Below are 16,576 nucleotides of genomic sequence, written 5' to 3'. Positions count from 1 at the left end.
TCAGGAACCCCTGGTGCTACTCACGACGAAACTGACCGTGGTGGCGGTGCTGCCACCAAAGTTGAGGGTGCCGAAGGACTCGGCGCCGTCGACCTGGTAGTCGCCGGCCGTGCCGCTGACCTGTTTGGCCGCATCGAGCAGCATCCGCACCCCGGACGCGCCGACGGGGTGTCCGCCGCCGATGAGGCCGCCGCTGGGATTGATCGGCAGCCGGCCGCCGATCTCGATCTCCGCGTTCTCGATGGCCTTCCAGGATTCACCCGGACCGGTCAGCCCGATGTGGTCGATCGCCAGGTACTCGCTCGGGGTGAAGCAGTCGTGCACCTCGAACCCGTCGACGTCGTCCAGGCTCAGCCGCGCGCGGCGCAGCGCGTCGAGCACCGCGGCGCGCACGTGGGGGAGCACGTACGGCTGGTCGGCGGAACGGTCGAGTTTCTGCCGCAGGCCCAGTCCGACGGTGCGATGGCCCCATCCATCGATGCGACCGATCGGGCGTGCGCCGGGATGTGCGCGCAGATAGGCGTCGTCGACCAGGACGACGCCCGCTCCGCCGTCGGTCATCTGGCTGCAGTCGAACCTTCGCAGCCGGCCTTCGGTCACGGGGTTGGTCGCGTCGTCAGCGGTGATGGGCTCGGGGACGGTCCAGGCGCGTGTTTGCGCGTTCGGGTTGCGGCGCGCGTTGGCGAAGTTCAGTTGCGCGATGGCCCGCAGGTGGGTGTCGTCCAAGCCGTAGCGCCGGTCGTATTCGTCGGCGACCTCGGCGAACATCGACGGCCACAGGTACCGCGCGCCGGCGCCCTCGTGACCGGTCCATGCCGCGGCGCCCAGGTGCTGTGCCGCGGTGTCACCCGGCACCGTCTTCTCGAGCTCGATACCCACCACCAGCGCGGTGTCGTAGGCACCCGACCGCAGGTCGGCGATCGCCGCCAGCGCCGCCACGCTGCCCGACGCGCACGCCGCCTCGTGCCGGGTGGCGGGGACGTCCCAAAGTCCGTCGCAGACTGTGGCCGGCATCGCCCCGAGGTGCCCTTGACCGGCGAACATCTCGCCGAAGGCATTGGCGACGTGGACCACGCCGACGTCGGCGGCGTCGACCTGCGCCGCGGCTAGGGTGCCGTCGACGACCTCGGCGGTCAGGGCGGCGAAGTCGCGCCCTTCCCTGGTGAGGTTGCGCGCGAAATCGCTTTGGTAGCCGCCAAGAATCCAGACGCCTTTGTCGCGATCCATAGGGCGCACGGTACTCCTGGATGTTTCCAGGGTCAGTCGTATCCGCGACCGGTCTGATGGTCCGGCAGCCCCCTAAGAGGCGGCCCCGTCGGCTCTCGGGCTGAACCGACGGGACCTAGGTGAACACGTAGGCCGGCCCACGCGCGCACCTCTCATGCATCATTACCGTCCGCGGGGGCAGGCAAACATGCGACTTGGCCGCTTTGCTGTGTGCGGCCCCGGCGCTGATCTGCCGGGTGCCTAGGCAAGTCCCTTCGGCTCGCTTTCGGGGAGAACCGACGTCGGCCGGAAGCTGTGCAGATCCGCGCGGTCGACGGCGGCGAGGTCGCAGCCTTTCGTCTCGCGGGCGACCAACGCGGCCACCGCGCTGACCGCCGCCGTGGCCGCCAGGTACCAGGAAATGGGCACCGCGGATTTGTACGTCTCGAGCAGGCGGACCGCGATGATGGGTGCCAGCGAGCCCGCCACGATCGCGGTGACCTGGTAGCCGAACGACACCCCCGAGTACCGCATCCGGGTAGGAAACATCTCCGCCATGGCCGCCGGCTGGACCGCGTACATGAGGCCGTGGATCACCAGGCCGATGACGATCGCGGACATGATGACGAGGTCGCGGCCGCTGTTCATCATTGGGAACGCGAAAAAGCCCCAACCGCACGCGCTGATCGCCCCGACGAAATAGATTGGCCGCCTTCCGAATCGGTCGCTCAGTCGGCCCGCCAGCGGGATGATCGCGAAGTGCACGGCGTGGGCGGCGAGTAGCCACCAGAGGATCACCGTCGTGTTGGCGTGCACCTGCACCTTCAAGTAGGTGATGGAGAACGTCACGACGAGGTAGTACATGGTGTTCTCGCCGAAGCGCAGCCCCATGGCGGTGAAGACGCCGCGCGGATAGCGCTTGAGCACCTCGATCGCGCCCAGGCTGCCGTGGTTGAGTTCCTCGGCCTGTCGCCGCGCGGCGACGAAGATCGGTGCATCGGTGACTTTGGTGCGAATGTAGTAACCGATCAGTACGACGACGGCAGACAACCAGAACGCGACGCGCCAGCCCCAGCTGAGGAACTCGGCGTCGGGGAGCTTTGCGGTGAGAACCAGCAGAACCACGGTGGCGAGCATGTTGCCTGACGGAACGCCCGCCTGTGGCCAACTGGCCCAGAACCCGCGGCTGGCGTTCGGGCTGTGCTCCGCGACGAGCAGTACGGCACCGCCCCATTCACCGCCGACGGCGAACCCCTGAACGAAGCGCAGCACCACCAGAAGGGCGGGTGCCCAGTATCCGATCTGGCCAAACGTCGGAAGACACCCCATCAGAAAGGTGGCGGTTCCCACCAGCAGCAGGCTGAACTGAAGCAGCTTCTTGCGGCCGTAGCGATCTCCGAGGTGGCCGAAGACCAGGCCGCCGAGGGGGCGGGCGGCGAAGCCGACGGCGTACGTGACGAACGCGGCAAGGATCGCGTCGAGTTCGTTGCCGCCGCGCGGGAAGAACACCTTGCTGAAGACCAATGTGGCGGCGGTGCCGTAGAGGAAGAATTCGTACCACTCGACGACGGTACCCGCCATCGACGCGGCGACCACCCGGCGGAGATACGCGTTGCCCTCGACTGCTGTGGGCCGCATGCCGTTACGCGCATTCACCGGTTGCCCTCCTCGGCCGACTGCTGATCGATTATCGCAGCCGTGTGGCGAGCGGCTAGGGGAGCGGCGGGGCCGACGGTGCGGGCGGAGCCGAGAGGGTCGATGGCGGCGTCAGCGGGGTGAGGGGGATGGGCGTCGTGGTCGGCGCCGACGTTCCGGTGCTGGACGGGGCGGCGGTGGCGACGTCCGGGTATGCGGCCCAGGCCGCCCCGACGAGCGCAACGCCGGCGCCGGCGACGAGGACCGCAAAGCGGCGGGCTGTCCGATTGCTCATGGGACCAACTCCTGTTCGGGACGGATGATTCGCATTGTGGATTATGCAGGACCGTATACGGATCACAAGGTGGTGTGTGGACGGCGACGCCGCGGCCGTCAGCAACGCTCGGGGAGACCTGCGGACGGCGATCCGCGACGCGGGTGCCGCACTGATCTTCCGGGGGATGGGGCGGCGGAATTGTCCGCGCCGCGCGGCCTGAGCGCCTCGGACAGCGATGAACCGCCCAGGTCCGTCGCCAGAATTGCCTGATTTCGGTGCGCGCCGGTCGGCGCGCCAACGGGCGCGGTGACGATGGAACCGACGGGTTGCGACACGGTCACGGATGCATACCTATCAGCAAATCGATGGTCACATCCGCCACGCAGATCACTATCGTCACATGAGCGAACCGCGGGCGTCAATCTGTTTCAGTGCGACGCCGCTGTCCCTCGAAAGGTGTTACATGTCGGCGATTTTTCGGAGCGTGTCGCTATCGGTGGCATCGGCGGCCGCTGTCGGACTCGTCCTGGCGGTGGGGCCCGCCCCGACCGCGAACGCCACGCCGTGCGGCGCACCCGAGGCGAACATCGACCCGCCGGCTGCGCCCCCCGCGATGCCGGCACCCCAGCCGGTCGTCCAGCCCCCGACGGGGCGTCGGCCGTCGCACACGAACGACCGCGCGCCGTTGCCCAAGCTGGGTCCGCTGATCTCGTCGTTCCTCAAGCCGACCACGCCGGGCCAACGGTATTCGGCTCCGATCCAGCCTCAGGCCGGAGTGGTGCCCCCACCGGCCCCCAACCCGCCCACGCCCGGTATCCCGCAGTCCCCGAACGCCACCCAGTTAAGCCCGAATGCGGCCCCCGTTCAGCCGCAGCCGGCGCCGCCACCCCCGGCCAACATTGCGGGTGCCCCGACGTCGCTGGTGGACTGGGTGACCGGCCCCAATGGACCCAACAAGACCCTCGACCGGTTCGGCATCTCCGGTACCGACCTCGGAATCGCATGGGACAACGGAGATCCCGCTAATCGCCAGGTGCTGATGGCGTTCGGCGACACCTTCGGGTACTGCAAGGTCCATGGCCAGCAGTGGCGGTACAACACGTTGTTCCGCAGCTCGGATCACGACCTTTCGCACGGGATCCACATAACCGACGGCGTGCCGAATGACAGATACTCCGGTTCACCGGTGTGGACAACCGGCCTATCCAAGCAGGTCGTCAACACGATCCACAAGGCCGCGCACGAGACGGGGATCATCCCCACCGGGGGCATGTCGCTGGGCAGAACCCAATACATGAGCTACATGTCCATCCGGCAGTGGGGCCGCGACGGCGAATGGAGCACAAACTATTCGGCGATCGCCCGGTCGCTCGACAACGGCCAGAACTGGGGCGTCTTCCCCGGAACCATCCGCACGGCCTCGGCGGACGCGATCCCCGGCATGGGATTCACTCCGGGTAACGAGAATTTCCAAATGGGTGCGTTTATGAAGGGGAACGACGGTTACCTCTACCAGTTCGGGACCCCGTCCGGCCGCGGGGGCGCGGCGTTCTTGTCGCGGGTTCCACCGAACCAGTTGCCCGATCTCACGAAATACCAGTACTGGAACGGCGACAACGGCGGGCATTGGGTCCCCGCGAATCCGGGCGCGGCGACGCCGCTATGGCCGGGACCGGTCGGCGAGATGTCCGCTCAGTACAACAATTACCTCAAGCAGTACCTGGTGCTCTACACCAATGGCGGCAGCAATGACGTCGTGGCGAGGACGGCGCCGTCGCCCGAAGGGCCGTGGAGTCCCGAACAGCCTCTGGTGTCGTCATTCTCGATGCCGGGTGGGATCTATGCGCCGATGATCCACCCGTGGTCGTCGGGCAGGGACCTGTACTTCAACCTCTCGCTGTGGTCGGCGTACGACGTGATGTTGATGCACACGGTACTGCCCTAGGCGAGGAGGATTGCCCTCAGTGAGCGGGGGTGGGCAGCCCCGGCACCCAAACGGAGTGGCCCCGCTGCAGGCCCCGTTGTATCTCTTCCATCAGGGCCAGGGTGCCGGCGGGGGCCGTCTCGGTACACGCACAACGCAGCGCGGTGTACGGATTCGCTTCGGCGCCGACGGGCTCGTCGGCGGCCGCCTGGGCTGCCAGCCCGACGCCGATGCCGAAAGTGATTGCCGCGGTGGTCAATGTCTTCGCGATCGTGTAGCGATAATGCTTGGTCATGTCGTTCTCCTGGCTTGGCTGAGGGGTGCCGAGTCGGATCAATTCACGTTCCCGCCTTGGCGGCTGAGACTGACCGGGGAGCCGGTGCGGCATCGGAATCAATCCATACCAGCTTCGACGCCGACGGTGGCGCATCAGTTCCACCGCGCTTCTGCTCGGGATATCGGAAAGATCGAATTCTCTCTGTGGCAACGGTTTTCATTCCGGCGCGGATTCACTGCTCGAGGGTTGTCCAGCGGCAGCGCTTGGTAGGATTCTGCCCAATTGGCACGATACGTTGTCACAAGCGCGCTCTCCACCGAGTCCTTCGGTTTCTGGTCATGCTCAAATGTTTTGAGCTATGCCGTGTCCGCCTCTCGCCGGTTGGGTCCGAGCCTGCGCCGACGGCGCCGAGACTGTGTAGACATCGCAATTCATGCGGGAATGGGGCGGTGAACGCGGTCTCGGCGCGACGTACGCAGGCTCGATGCCGTGGGGCGTCGGCCGCCCCTGCGGGCCCCGAAGAACTAGCCACCGGCCGCCCGGTGCAGTAATCCCTCCAGCACGCAGATGCGCACGGGATTTCGCTTGCCCTTGACTTTCACCCAGCCGTGCTTGCTGATCTCGGCGGCAGCGCCCAGCGCGCCATGGGTGCCCGGGCCGAGGACCACTTGGCCCGGTAGGGCCAGGCTTTGGAGCCGAGCGGCCAGGTTGATGGTGTCACCGATTGCGGTGAAGCTGCGCATCTGTGGGGCGCCGACGTTTCCCACCAACGCCGGCCCGGTATTGATACCGACGCGGAACCGGGGCCAGTCTCCGCGCGCGGCGGCCGCCTCTTCGACGACGGTGTGGAGGGCTAGGCCGGTCCGGGCGGCGCGCATCGCATGATCGGGTTGGCGCACCGGGGCGCCCCAGATCGCCATCACCGCGTCGCCCGCAAATTGCAGGACCGTGCCGTCCGCCTCGAGGATGAGTGGGACCACTGCGCCGTAATAAGTGTTCAGCATGGTGACCACCTGATCCGGGGAGGTGGTTTCGGCAAACGGCGTGAAGCCGTGTAGGTCGGCCATCAGCACCGTCACCTCGTTGACCGCGCCGCCGAGCCCGGCTTGGCCGGGATCGGCCAGCAACGCAGTGGCCACCGCCGGAGACATGTAACTGCGAAACAAGCCGTTGAGATGGCGGTAGAGCCGGGCGTTCTCCAATGCGACCGACGACTGGTTTGCGAACGAACGCAGCAGCGCGACGTCGGCGTCGTCGAAGGCGCCCGCCGGGCGGCGCGCCTCGATCACGCCGGCAACTTGCCCCTTGACCATGATCGGCAGCTCGAGGTCGGGGTGCTCGCATCCGTCGGGCCGGCCCGCCCTGCCGTCGCTGAAACTGAGCTCCCCGACGTGCATGAGGGCCAGTCGGAACTCGTCGCCGGGGAAGGCATCCCTGATCGCCGACATCACCCGCCTGAGCAAGGCGTCCTCGTCCTGAATGACGCTGGACTCCCTCCCGAGGGCGACCAGCCTCCGCAACTTGCGCACGCGCTCACGCTCCGCGCCGACGGCTTCCGCGCCCCGCTTGAGCACCGCCACCTGTTGCTCCGACAGCTCGAACCTGTCTGCGAGGTCCGCGGTGATAGCGCCGGGCGCCACCTCCTCGCCGCGCTCGCGGCGCTGCAATAGGTCGACCATCGCCTCCAGCGCCGCCGCGTAGTCGCGGCGAATTTCGGCGACCGTCTGGCGGGTCGCCAACGAGTCGAACAAGCCCCGGGCCGTGCCCTCCCGGCGAAACTCGACCCGGGCGCTGTAGGCGATGAAGCAGAAGGCGATTGTCATCAGTAAGTGCCACAGCCACCACGAGGCGTGCCAGCTCATTCCGAGGGCCAGGGCCACGGATGCCTCGGAGAGCAGGACGAACGCCGTCAGCACCGACATGACGAAGACCGCCGGACGGCGCCGATAGACGGGAAAGTAGGCGAGCGCCGCGGTCGCGAACAGCACGCCGCCAACGAGGGCGGCGACCCGCTCCACATCTTCCACCAGCATCTGGTCGAACCGGTCCAACGCGCCCGACAGGACCAGCGCGGGGCAGGCCACCACCAGGACCCAGATGGCGACCGACAGGGGTCGTCGCAACGACCACAACCGGGCGTTCCTGACGGGTGTGAACGTGACGGCCGACGCGAGCGCCACGACGCCGGCCAGGACCAGCCCCATGCGTGTCGGCAGCATGAACCCAGCGTCGGAGCTGTCCAGCAAGACCCCTGGCGTCAGCAGGGCGTGCACCCCGAAGAAGCCGGCGGTCGTCATGAACACCAGCGACACCAGCCAGAGGCGCGCGTCGTCGCGCGCCCGCGACGCCCGCGCGATCAGCCCACCCAATCCCACGCTGATCAGCGCCGCGGACAGCACGAGCACGAAGTGCACGCCCCGGTTGTCCCACGCCAGGTCGACCTCGGGCTGAACGAGCAAGAGCCACAGCGCCAGCATCGGCAGCGCCATGTGCATCAGCCAGTTTGCCGTGCGGAGCCGAGACCCGCGGGGGGCAACCACGTCGCTCCTCCCCGGCTCGTGCTCTTCTGGCGCCGCGTGTGCATCGGCGGCCGCACGGCGGGCCGAGGTGGTGCTAGGTCGTGACGGCAACGGCTCCGGCGCCGCTCGCGTAGGAGTTCCCGTCGGTCAAGTCGGCATCACGCGTCTGCGGCATGTCGTGCGTCCTCTCCGTCCCGACGGCTGGGGTGCGCTATCACCATGGTGCTCACCGCGGTTGCGCGCTGCTTGCACGGCAGCGAACGGGGTTTGACACGGCGCGAACGGTGTTGGCGGCCGCAAGACCACTACATGCCGACTTGGATCCGGGTCTGCGGGCACGTAGTGAGGGTGAACCTGGAACGGGGGCGCCTCGTTGCTCGTGCATGGGGATCGTCACGACCTGCGGGGAAAGAAACTTCGAAGCCTTCTGCTCAGCGGTGTCGGACACGTTCGTTCCGCTTTCGTTGTCGGTCGACGACACGTCGCGATTCCGCGGTCGGCTGCGGTCGGCCAACCTAGGCACCGTGCAATTGTCGGAGGTCGACGTCGCCGCGAAGGGCCTCGTGGTGCGCCGGACCAGCCGGCTGATCCGGCAGAGCACCGAAAGCTATTGGAAGGTCGGCGTGCAGGTCGCCGGCCGATCGTCGGTCCTCCAGGACGGACGGGAAACGGTGCTCACCCCGGGCGACCTCGTCGTGTACGACACCGCGAGGCCGTACGAGCTGCGTTTCGCGGAGTCATACCGCGTGCTGGTCGTGATGCTCCCCAAGCCGTTGCTGCGGCTGCCCGTGCCGCAACTGGGGCACCTGACCGCCCGGGTGATCAGTGGCCGCTGCGGGCTGGGGGCGTCGGTGTCGCCGTTTCTGTTGCGCGTCGGGACCGGCGTGCTCAACGGCGAGCACGAGGGCAACCCGCACGTCGCCGAGGCCATCGTCGACCTGCTGGCCGCGGCCCTCATCGACAACCTGCCCGGCGAGGTGCGGCACTCCGACGCCGGTCGCCAGGCCCACCTGACCCGCGTCCGTGCCTACATCGAACGGGAACTCGGAAACCCCGCACTGGACGTCTCCGCCATCGCCGCGGCCAACCGCATGTCGGTCCGTTACTTGCAGAAGCTGTTCGAGAAGAACGGCGAAACCGTCACCGGATGGATCCGCGGGCGCCGGCTGGAGCACTGTCGCCGCGACCTCACGGATTGCCGGTACCTGCCTTTGCCTGTGAGTTCGGTTGCCGCCAGGTGGGGGCTCGTCAACGCCGCCCACTTCTCGCGGCTCTTCAAGCGCGTCTACGGTGTCAGCCCCACGGAGTACCGGGCGTTCTCGTTGGTGGCGGCCCCGGTGCGTGACTCGGCAACCTCTGTGCGCGAGGGGGGAACGGCCGGATGACGACATCGGGCTACAACGTGGACGCCCGTGAACCGGCGGGCGTGGGGTATTCGGCCCGGGGCTGAGCGGCGAACGGATCCGCTTGGGCGTCAGCCAGGCCGCGCCGCCTGGACGGCCTGCTCGAGCAGGTCCGCCGCGGCCGCCGCGCTTTGCGCGGGTGTCCTCGACTGGTCGGCGACCTCGCGGGCGCGGGCGGCGTGCTCGGGAGCGAGGACGAAACGCAGGTCTTCGACGAGCGATTGCCCGGTGATGGACCGGAAGCACCGGCCGCCACCGACCCCGAGGTGCTGGATGGCGGCCGCCCAATACGGCTGATCCAGCCACCACCACAGGATCAGGGCGGGGACACCGGCGCGCAGGCCCGCCGCGGTGACGCCCGCACCCCCATGGTGGACGACGGCCCGGCACAGCGGGAACACGGCCGCGTGTTTTCCGCCGCCGACGACGTTGACGTGGTCCCCGTGCCCGATCTCGGCGAACTCGTTCGGGCCGGCGAATATCAAAGCGCGCTCACCCAATTCGGCGCACGCGCCGTCGATCATGGCCACCGTGTCGGCGAACGACGGCACCGGTGTGCTGCCGAACCCGAAGAAGATCGGCGGGGGTCCCTCTTCAACCCACGCCAGGATTGTGTCGTCGGCGTCCGTGGGTGACTCCAGCGTCAGGGCGCCGACGAATGGCCGCCAGGCCGCGCGCTCTCCCCAGTGGTCCTCCAGCGCGGGGAAGCACAGGGGATCGTAGGCCTGGATCTCGAGAAACGGGGCCGGGGTCTCGCCGGTCTCGGGCAGGCCCAGTCCTCGGCGCTGCGCGGACTTCACCTCGTGGGTGATCGTTCGATCGAGCCATCCGACCGGCAATGCCTCGGGCGGGCAGTAGTGCAGCCCGGCCACCGGGATCCCGTGATATTCAGCGACGGTCGCGACCACATCCAGTTCGGAACCCATCGACACCAAGAGATCGGCGTCGCCCGCGAGGGGCATCAGCGCCGCCGCCTTTTCCGTCCAGACGCCTCGCATATAGTCGAACATCTTGGGTAGCGCGCCGATCTTGTTGGGGCTGTTGAAGATCGCCAAGTCTTCGTCGCGCATGCTCTGCGTATCGGGACCGTAGGCCACCGCGGCGAGTCCGGCCGACTCGACCCACTCGACGAGGTGAGGCGAGACCGCCATCCGCACGTCGTGGCCTCGACGCTGCAGTTCGCGGCCGGCGGTGGTGCACGGCTCGACATCGCCGCGGCTTCCGTAACCCGTCAGCACGATCCTCATCGGCGGGACCCCATGATCGACACACAAGGGACGATGCCCACGGCGGTTGAACCGAATGCGACATCAAGGTGAACAGAGCGAGTGTTTCGCGCGCGACCCCTCATGGCCCGGATGCCGCCGTCACGCGCTACTGGTCCGTCCTGACGAAGACCAAAGCCGGCCTGCCGGGACCGGATTCGCGTCTGCGACTGCGGTCGGGGTCGGCCCGGTACATGCCGCAGCGGCGTAGTCGCGAGCCGATGGTGCTCTCGCTGGCCTGGGGGTCGCAGGCGCGGGCGAGGGCCATCACTTCGCTGAGGGTGGTGGAGTCGCCCAGCAGGGTGTAGGTGAGTGCGGGATCGGTGAACAGGCCGGTGCCGATCTTGGTCAGTGCCCTGTGCACCATGCCGGAATGATCAAAGGGCATGTCGTCAGGAATATCGTCGACGCGAACGGCGCCCGGGGTCGCGGCGGGAACGCGGGCCCCGACGACGATCGAAACGGTGTGCCCGCGTTCGTCGCGACCGGGATCGCTGACCACGTCCAGAATCGCCACGCCGCTGCACAACTCGGCGCCGGTCTTCTCCCGCACGATGCGATGCGCCGCCTGCTCGACGGTCTCCCGGTTCCAGGCGGCCAGCAACCCGCCGGGCAGCGTGGTCGCGCCGCGGTGCGGCTCGTGCGCGCGCGTGATGAGCGCGACCCGTACCTCGTCGAGATCCTGGGTCAGGGCCACCACGTCCACCGACAACCAGGTTCCGTGGACCGAGTGCTCGTCGCCCGTGTAGGCGAGGTTGGTTTCCCGTAGTGAGCTCATCACGCTTCCCTGCCGGCCGCCGCCCCCTCGGTGCGGCGCAGGTAGCGGTTTGACTCGTGGCGCAGGTTGGCCCGGACCTCGGCGAACGAGTTGTGCTGCAACAGCTTCCCGTTCTCGTAGACGAGTTTCAGCGCCTGATCGGCCTCCTGCTCTGGGCTGGCGTTCTGAATCAGGCACGGGACGCCGTCGGTGGTCAGCCGGACGGCGAGCCGTCCGGTGGTGGATTTCTTCGTCCCGTCGTCTGTCACCGGGTCTTTCTGGATGTCGATGCCGTGGCCGTTGATCTGCACCTACGTCGCCTTCATCGCCATCTTGAACGTGTCGCGGGTCTGGTACTGGTAGGTGTAACTGCCGTAGCCGAAGATGACCGTTGTGGATGCGAATCCCTGCCGCATCAAGTTCGCGGTGATCGCCTCGGCGCGTTCGTAGGTGATGGAGTCGCCGTAGATCGCGCCCACGTGAGGGTCGAGTTCCCGGAATCCCTTGGCGTTGTCCATGGTTCCGAACTCGTCCGCCGGGCTGCCCGGGAAACACGTCTTCGACCAGCGCGGCCCAGGCGCTGACCAGGGTCCAGTCCACGTTGCTGCGGCGGACTTGCACCACGTGCGCGCCCCCCGGGGTGGTTGCGGTGCCCGGGATTCGGCGGACGGTGAGGTCTCCCATCGGGTAGGCGAACACCTCGAACACCTGGCGCTGCAGCGGGGCACCGCGGTTGACGACGTAGAACTCGCATCCGTAATCGTCCATGGGGCGACCATAGCAGATTTCTCGCAAATCGAAATTTATTCTGCCGAGCGGCCAGGCGCGGGTACGGGGCAGCCGGAAACGGAGAACCGGGGGTGGCGTTGGTGCCGGCGGTAGGTGGCTGGCGGGAACGAGTCCGCTGCACGACAGCCCGCGGCAGGCTGGACTATCTCTGAGGGGCTTTCCAGACATCCCGCCGACTGCGGGCATTTCGGCACGCTCCAGACCGGGCACATCGTCGCGCATGTCCGCCACATCCCCAGGCGAGGCGAGCTCGGGCGAAACCCATTGCCCCGAACGTATGCACGAGAGTGCAACTGCTGAGCGCACTTGTGCATGCCGGTTTGCCGGCACCGGGTCATAGTCAGCTGGCTGGCCGGTGGCAGCTCGGTACCTTGACGATCCTCTCGGGGAGGCACAGCCGTGCAAGACGTGAACTATGGGGCGCCTGCGCGGACGGGTCAGTCGCTGGGTGACACCGCGCGGGGATGGCTGACAGTCCAGCTGGCGGTATTGGGCTTTGTGGGCATCTGTGGCTCGTTGGGCGGTCTCTCGGACAAACCGCGCCCGCCCTGGCTGGAATCCAGCACTTTGGTCGTCGCGTTGGTGGGGTTGGCGGCGGCCATCATCTCGGTCGGCCTCGTGGCTTCGGTCGCGTTTCCGTTACTTGGGTCGGCCTATTCCCCCGACCTCTCTCTCAACCGACTTCGTGTAGGAATCGCAACGACTTTCGTGGCGGTCGGGTGCACGGCGGTAGCGGGGCTCGGCATGTGGTGGCCCAGCACGGGCATGGGCTACCCCGGCATCAGCGCATCCCCGCCAGTCAATGACACCCCCGCGCCGACGACGAGGGTGACCACCGCCGAGGGGCGGGAATGCGGAGTCGTAATCGACGGCCCCCCAGGCCTTCTCCGTCTATCCGCTCACGGGAAAGTGTTCCAGGTCCCGCTCTCGACAATCATCTCCATAGAGCCGGCGGGCAGTTGCTGATGGATCGGAAAGGTCTCTGCCCCTCAGCATGTGGGTGACATGGCGGTCACCTGAGCGGCGAGGCCGATCAGGTCGTAACGCCCTTCGAGCACCCCCACCAGCCAGCCGTCGGCTGTTATGACCAACGGCCCGCCTCCACTTGACCCCCCATTCCCAGACGGCGTCCGGCCGCCCGTCGATGCCGCTGCACCAACTTAATTCGTGGTGGGTGGTGCCTGCGGTTGGAAGGGTTGGTACCACCACCAGTTGGCGCGTTCGCCGGTGGGTCCGGCGTAGGGCGCGACGGCGGGCGGGGCTAGCGCGGGTGCGCGCGCGAGCGATCCGGGGCTCAGGGGGCGGCCGGAACTGTCGGTGATGGTGAGGTGGTCGGCGGGACCGGAGAGGGTGATGTCGCCGTGGTGGTGTTGTCGGTGGTGGAAGGGGCAAACCAGGACCAGGTTGGCCAATTCGGTGGGGCTGCCGTCTTCCCAGTGGCGCAGGTGGTGGGCGTGCAGGCCGCGGGTGGCCCCACAGCCGGGCACGACGCAGCTGCGGTGGCGGTGTTCAAGGGCGCGGCGCAGCCGCCGGGAGATCACCCGGGTCGTGCGTCCCGCGCCGATCGGCTCGCCGTGACGTTCGAACCAGACCTCGCAGGTGGCATCACATGTCAGGTAGCGGCGTTCGGCATCGCCGAGCAGCGGACCCAAGTGCAGCGCAGCCGCCCGCTGTTCGACGTCGAGGTGCACCACCACGGTGGTGTGCTGCCCGTGCGGGCGCCGGGTGGCCTCGGCGTCCCATCCGGCTTCGACCAGACGCAGAAACGCTTCCAGGGTGCCCGGCAACGGCGGTGTCGTATCTGCGGTGCGCTCGTCGGTGCCCCGGTCGTGTCGCCATTCGGCGATCAGCGCTTCGCGGTGGGCGGCCAGCGCGGTGTCGAACTTCGCCGCATCGAGATGCCCAAGGGTGATCCGCCAGCAGGTGGAGTCCTCGGTGGTGGTCTTGGTGATCGCGGGCTGTGGCTGCGGGCGAGATTCGGGGTGCGGGCGGGGTTCGAGGTTGACCGCGGTGCGCAGCTGATTGACCGTGGCCACCTGGGCGAGCTGGGCGTAGTGCTCGTCGGATCCCGCGCTGGCGCGGGCGGCGATCACCCCGACCTGATCCAACGACAGCCGCCCCTCGCGCAGGCCCTGGGCGCAGCGCGGAAACTCCTCGACCCGGCGCGCCACGGTGGTGATCGTGTGCGCGTTGGCCGACTAGCACCCCAACCTCCAGGCCACCAACGCCGCGACCGACCGCGCCCCCGTCACCCCGCACAGCTCGTCGCGATCCAGCTCCGCGACGATCTCCACGATGCGCCCATCGATCGCGTTGCGCTGACCCGCCAACTCCGCCAACTCGCCGAACATCACGTCAAGCCGATCAACAGGGCTCACAGCCGCGGCAGGAGAAGCGGTCAACGACATAACCAAATCATCGCAGCGAGGTCCGACAAGACCGGGTAGACGACCGCGGGAGCGCGGTCGTCAGCCCGGCGCAACGTCATCGATGACGACGATTGGATGTACCGCACGACCCGGTCGGGAGTGCGGTCGTCCACCCGGCGCTAGCGTGACCCCGTCGCCCGGCGCGGCTGCCGCGTTGCCTGGAGCCCGTTCGGCGTCCGAATGAAATGAATCGCGCCTTGTGCCGGTTGAAGGCACCAACCGGCACTGACCGAGAACCCAGGGGGGATTCAATGCGTGTGTACCGCTTTGTCAACTTCGACGGGCTGGACGGTCTTCGATTGCACGACGAAGCTGTTCCCTCACCCCAACGAGGTGAATTATTGCTGAGGGTTCGAGCGGTGTCGTTGAATTACCGCGACATCGCGATCCCCTTGGGGCGCTATGTTCGCGCGAGCAAGGTCGGCCTGGTGCCGTGCAGTGACGCGGCTGCGGAAGTTGTCGAGGTCGGTGAAGGGGTCACCGATTACCATCCGGGCGACCGCGTCGTCGGCGCGTTTCATCCTCGTTGGTTCGGTGGGCCACTACCGCTCACCGCGCACGCCGAGAGCTACGGCAACGGCCAGGATGGGTGGCTCGCGGAATACAAGGTGGTCTCACAGGAATCGGTCGTGCCGGTGCCGGCCTCGCTGACTGACGAACAGGCCGCCACGCTCCCGTGCGCCGGCGTAACGGCTTGGAACGCGCTGGGCGGAAACGCACCGATCCGCGCCGGGGAAACGGTGCTGACCCTCGGATCCGGGGGAGTATCGATCTTCGCGTTGCAACTGGCGAAGCTGGTCGGTGCGCGGGTCATCTCGACGACGTCGAGCGCCGAGAAGGCAAAGAGCCTGTCCGCGCTGGGCGCCGACGAGATAATCAATTACCGCACAACGCCGGATTGGGGTGAGCGGGTGCGCGATCTTACCGATGGTCGCGGCGTCGATCGCGTCGTCGAGGTCGGCGGGCCTGCCACCATCAACCAGTCCCTACGGGCGGTCGCTTCGGGCGGAGAGGTAGTCCTGATCGGCTTTCTGAGCGAAGACAACCCCGGCATCGACTACTTCCTCCTCAACGGCGCCTCCGCCACAACACGGTCCATCACCGTGGGTGACAGATCCGACCTTCGGGACCTCGTGCGCGCCGTCGCTACCTCGAAGCTTGAACCAGTCATTGACGACGTCTTCGAATACTCCGAAGCGCGTGCAGCGTTCGAGCGTTTACGGGAGGGACGACATGTGGGCAAGGTCGTCATCCGGCTCGGTTGAGGCGTAAGGGCTGTCGACTCGCGGCCCGCCCGTAACAGTCATGCGGTGGTCAATTCGATTCCACTTTTGCCAGGTGTTCGGGCGCGGTGGCGAGCCTTCGCCGTTCGGAAGGTCATGCCGTGTCGTCAGTGCCGAGTAGGCTGCGCGGCCAGGCCACCATGGCGTGCTGGACGGAAGCACCGGTTGGCAAAGGCGCTGTGCTCGGACGAGGCCGGATTCGAACGGTTGCATGACGAATTACTTGAACGGCTGTTACCCGTGTGCGGACGGTTGGCCCCACTTGAAGTTGGGGCGGACCCGAATTCTATTCGGCGGTCCATCGAACGCTGTGCGCACGAAAGGGTCATGGCGGCGTGTGTGCCACCGTAGATCGGTCAGCTGGCCATGCCGGCGAAGAATGCGCCGGCAATCAGGCCGATGATCATGGCCACTAGCGCTTGCCCGAGCGCGGCGGTCGCAAAAACGGCACTGACCGCCGCTATGAACAGAATCCATAGCATGCCTACCCACAGCCGGTGAGCGGTGATCAACCCTGCGGCTGGAGACTGACCACCGACGATCGCCGCACGGTTCTGCCTTCGGATCATTGACTACCTCATCTGTGAGTTCGGTCATAATATACACTTAGCAGTGAGCGAGGTCATAGCAGCGCCAGATTCTTGCCGAATGGCCCGATCGCGGCGGATAAGCGCTGGTTATCGCGTCTTTCGGCGACGTCTCGTCGGTGCGCAGTGATTGAACCTCGGCGTTCTCACCGTGCCGCTTCGGGCAGCCGTGCCCGGGCGTCGGTGATGCCGCCCCGCGCGTCGGCGGGTTGTCCGCGCGGTATG

The 16,576-nt window shown here is 67.4% G+C and carries 13 protein-coding genes and 1 pseudogene; 3 read left to right on the top strand and 11 right to left on the bottom strand.

Annotation, left to right across the window (positions count from 1 at the left end; all coding sequences use genetic code 11):
- The 3 genes from SKC42_RS00625 to SKC42_RS00615 all read right to left on the bottom strand — a co-directional run bounded on the left by SKC42_RS00625 (position 1) and on the right by SKC42_RS00615 (position 3,136).
- Positions 1 to 1,227, bottom strand: coding sequence for an acetyl-CoA acetyltransferase (locus SKC42_RS00625; protein ID WP_330962400.1), 1,227 nt, complete (start codon positions 1,225 to 1,227; stop codon positions 1 to 3).
- 240 nt (positions 1,228 to 1,467) lie between these two features.
- Positions 1,468 to 2,844 (bottom strand): MFS transporter, encoded by a 1,377-nt coding sequence (locus SKC42_RS00620; RefSeq protein ID WP_330962634.1) that lies wholly within the window; start codon positions 2,842 to 2,844, stop codon positions 1,468 to 1,470.
- A 73-nt stretch (positions 2,845 to 2,917) separates the two neighbouring features.
- Positions 2,918 to 3,136 carry a hypothetical protein gene (locus SKC42_RS00615; protein WP_330962399.1) on the bottom strand — a complete coding sequence of 73 codons (219 nt, stop codon included), beginning with the start codon at positions 3,134 to 3,136 and terminating at the stop codon, positions 2,918 to 2,920.
- Between the two features lie 445 nt (positions 3,137 to 3,581).
- Between SKC42_RS00615 and SKC42_RS00610 the strand changes: the two genes are divergently transcribed.
- Positions 3,582 to 5,063 (top strand): DUF4185 domain-containing protein, encoded by a 1,482-nt coding sequence (locus tag SKC42_RS00610; protein ID WP_330962398.1) that lies wholly within the window; start codon positions 3,582 to 3,584, stop codon positions 5,061 to 5,063.
- 16 nt (positions 5,064 to 5,079) lie between these two features.
- On the opposite strand, the gene SKC42_RS00605 is transcribed toward SKC42_RS00610, so the two are convergent.
- Together SKC42_RS00605 and SKC42_RS00600 are read right to left on the bottom strand one after the other, a co-directional pair.
- Positions 5,080 to 5,337 (bottom strand): hypothetical protein, encoded by a 258-nt coding sequence (locus tag SKC42_RS00605; RefSeq protein ID WP_330962397.1) that lies wholly within the window; start codon positions 5,335 to 5,337, stop codon positions 5,080 to 5,082.
- Positions 5,338 to 5,843: 506 nt separating this feature from the next.
- Entirely contained in the window at positions 5,844 to 7,859 is a 2,016-nt protein-coding gene (locus SKC42_RS00600) for an adenylate/guanylate cyclase domain-containing protein (RefSeq protein ID WP_330962396.1), read from the bottom strand.
- A gap of 362 nt (positions 7,860 to 8,221) precedes the next feature.
- On the opposite strand from SKC42_RS00600, the gene SKC42_RS00595 reads away from it, so the two are divergent.
- Positions 8,222 to 9,223: a helix-turn-helix domain-containing protein gene (locus SKC42_RS00595; protein ID WP_330962395.1), complete on the top strand. Its 1,002-nt coding sequence runs from the start codon at positions 8,222 to 8,224 to the stop codon at positions 9,221 to 9,223.
- 89 nt (positions 9,224 to 9,312) lie between these two features.
- Here the strand turns inward: SKC42_RS00595 and SKC42_RS00590 are convergent, their stop codons facing one another.
- From SKC42_RS00590 to SKC42_RS00570, 5 genes and pseudogenes are all read right to left on the bottom strand, one after another.
- Positions 9,313 to 10,488, bottom strand: a complete 1,176-nt coding sequence (locus SKC42_RS00590) for a glycosyltransferase (RefSeq protein WP_330962394.1) — start codon at positions 10,486 to 10,488, stop codon at positions 9,313 to 9,315.
- Positions 10,489 to 10,615: 127 nt separating this feature from the next.
- Entirely contained in the window at positions 10,616 to 11,284 is a 669-nt protein-coding gene (locus SKC42_RS00585) for an NUDIX domain-containing protein (protein ID WP_330962393.1), read from the bottom strand.
- Positions 11,284 to 11,574, bottom strand: a complete 291-nt coding sequence (locus SKC42_RS00580; RefSeq protein ID WP_330962392.1) for a hypothetical protein — start codon at positions 11,572 to 11,574, stop codon at positions 11,284 to 11,286. The genes SKC42_RS00585 and SKC42_RS00580 overlap by 1 nt, the downstream gene beginning before the upstream one ends.
- Positions 11,575 to 12,042 (bottom strand): hypothetical protein, encoded by a 468-nt coding sequence (locus SKC42_RS00575; protein WP_330962391.1) that lies wholly within the window; start codon positions 12,040 to 12,042, stop codon positions 11,575 to 11,577.
- Between the two features lie 1,170 nt (positions 12,043 to 13,212).
- A pseudogene (locus SKC42_RS00570) lies at positions 13,213 to 14,460 on the bottom strand (HNH endonuclease signature motif containing protein).
- 272 nt (positions 14,461 to 14,732) lie between these two features.
- Here SKC42_RS00570 and SKC42_RS00565 point away from each other — a divergent pair.
- Positions 14,733 to 15,746 carry a zinc-dependent alcohol dehydrogenase family protein gene (locus tag SKC42_RS00565; protein ID WP_330962390.1) on the top strand — a complete coding sequence of 338 codons (1,014 nt, stop codon included), beginning with the start codon at positions 14,733 to 14,735 and terminating at the stop codon, positions 15,744 to 15,746.
- A gap of 374 nt (positions 15,747 to 16,120) precedes the next feature.
- Here SKC42_RS00565 and SKC42_RS00560 read toward each other — a convergent pair whose 3' ends face one another.
- Positions 16,121 to 16,333, bottom strand: coding sequence for a hypothetical protein (locus SKC42_RS00560; protein ID WP_330962389.1), 213 nt, complete (start codon positions 16,331 to 16,333; stop codon positions 16,121 to 16,123).
- Between the last annotated feature and the right edge of the window lie 243 nt (positions 16,334 to 16,576).

The organism is Mycobacterium sp. 050134 (assembly GCF_036409085.1).
In the GTDB taxonomy this organism is placed as follows: domain Bacteria; phylum Actinomycetota; class Actinomycetes; order Mycobacteriales; family Mycobacteriaceae; genus Mycobacterium.
This window is presented reverse-complemented; position numbering and strand designations above follow the sequence as displayed.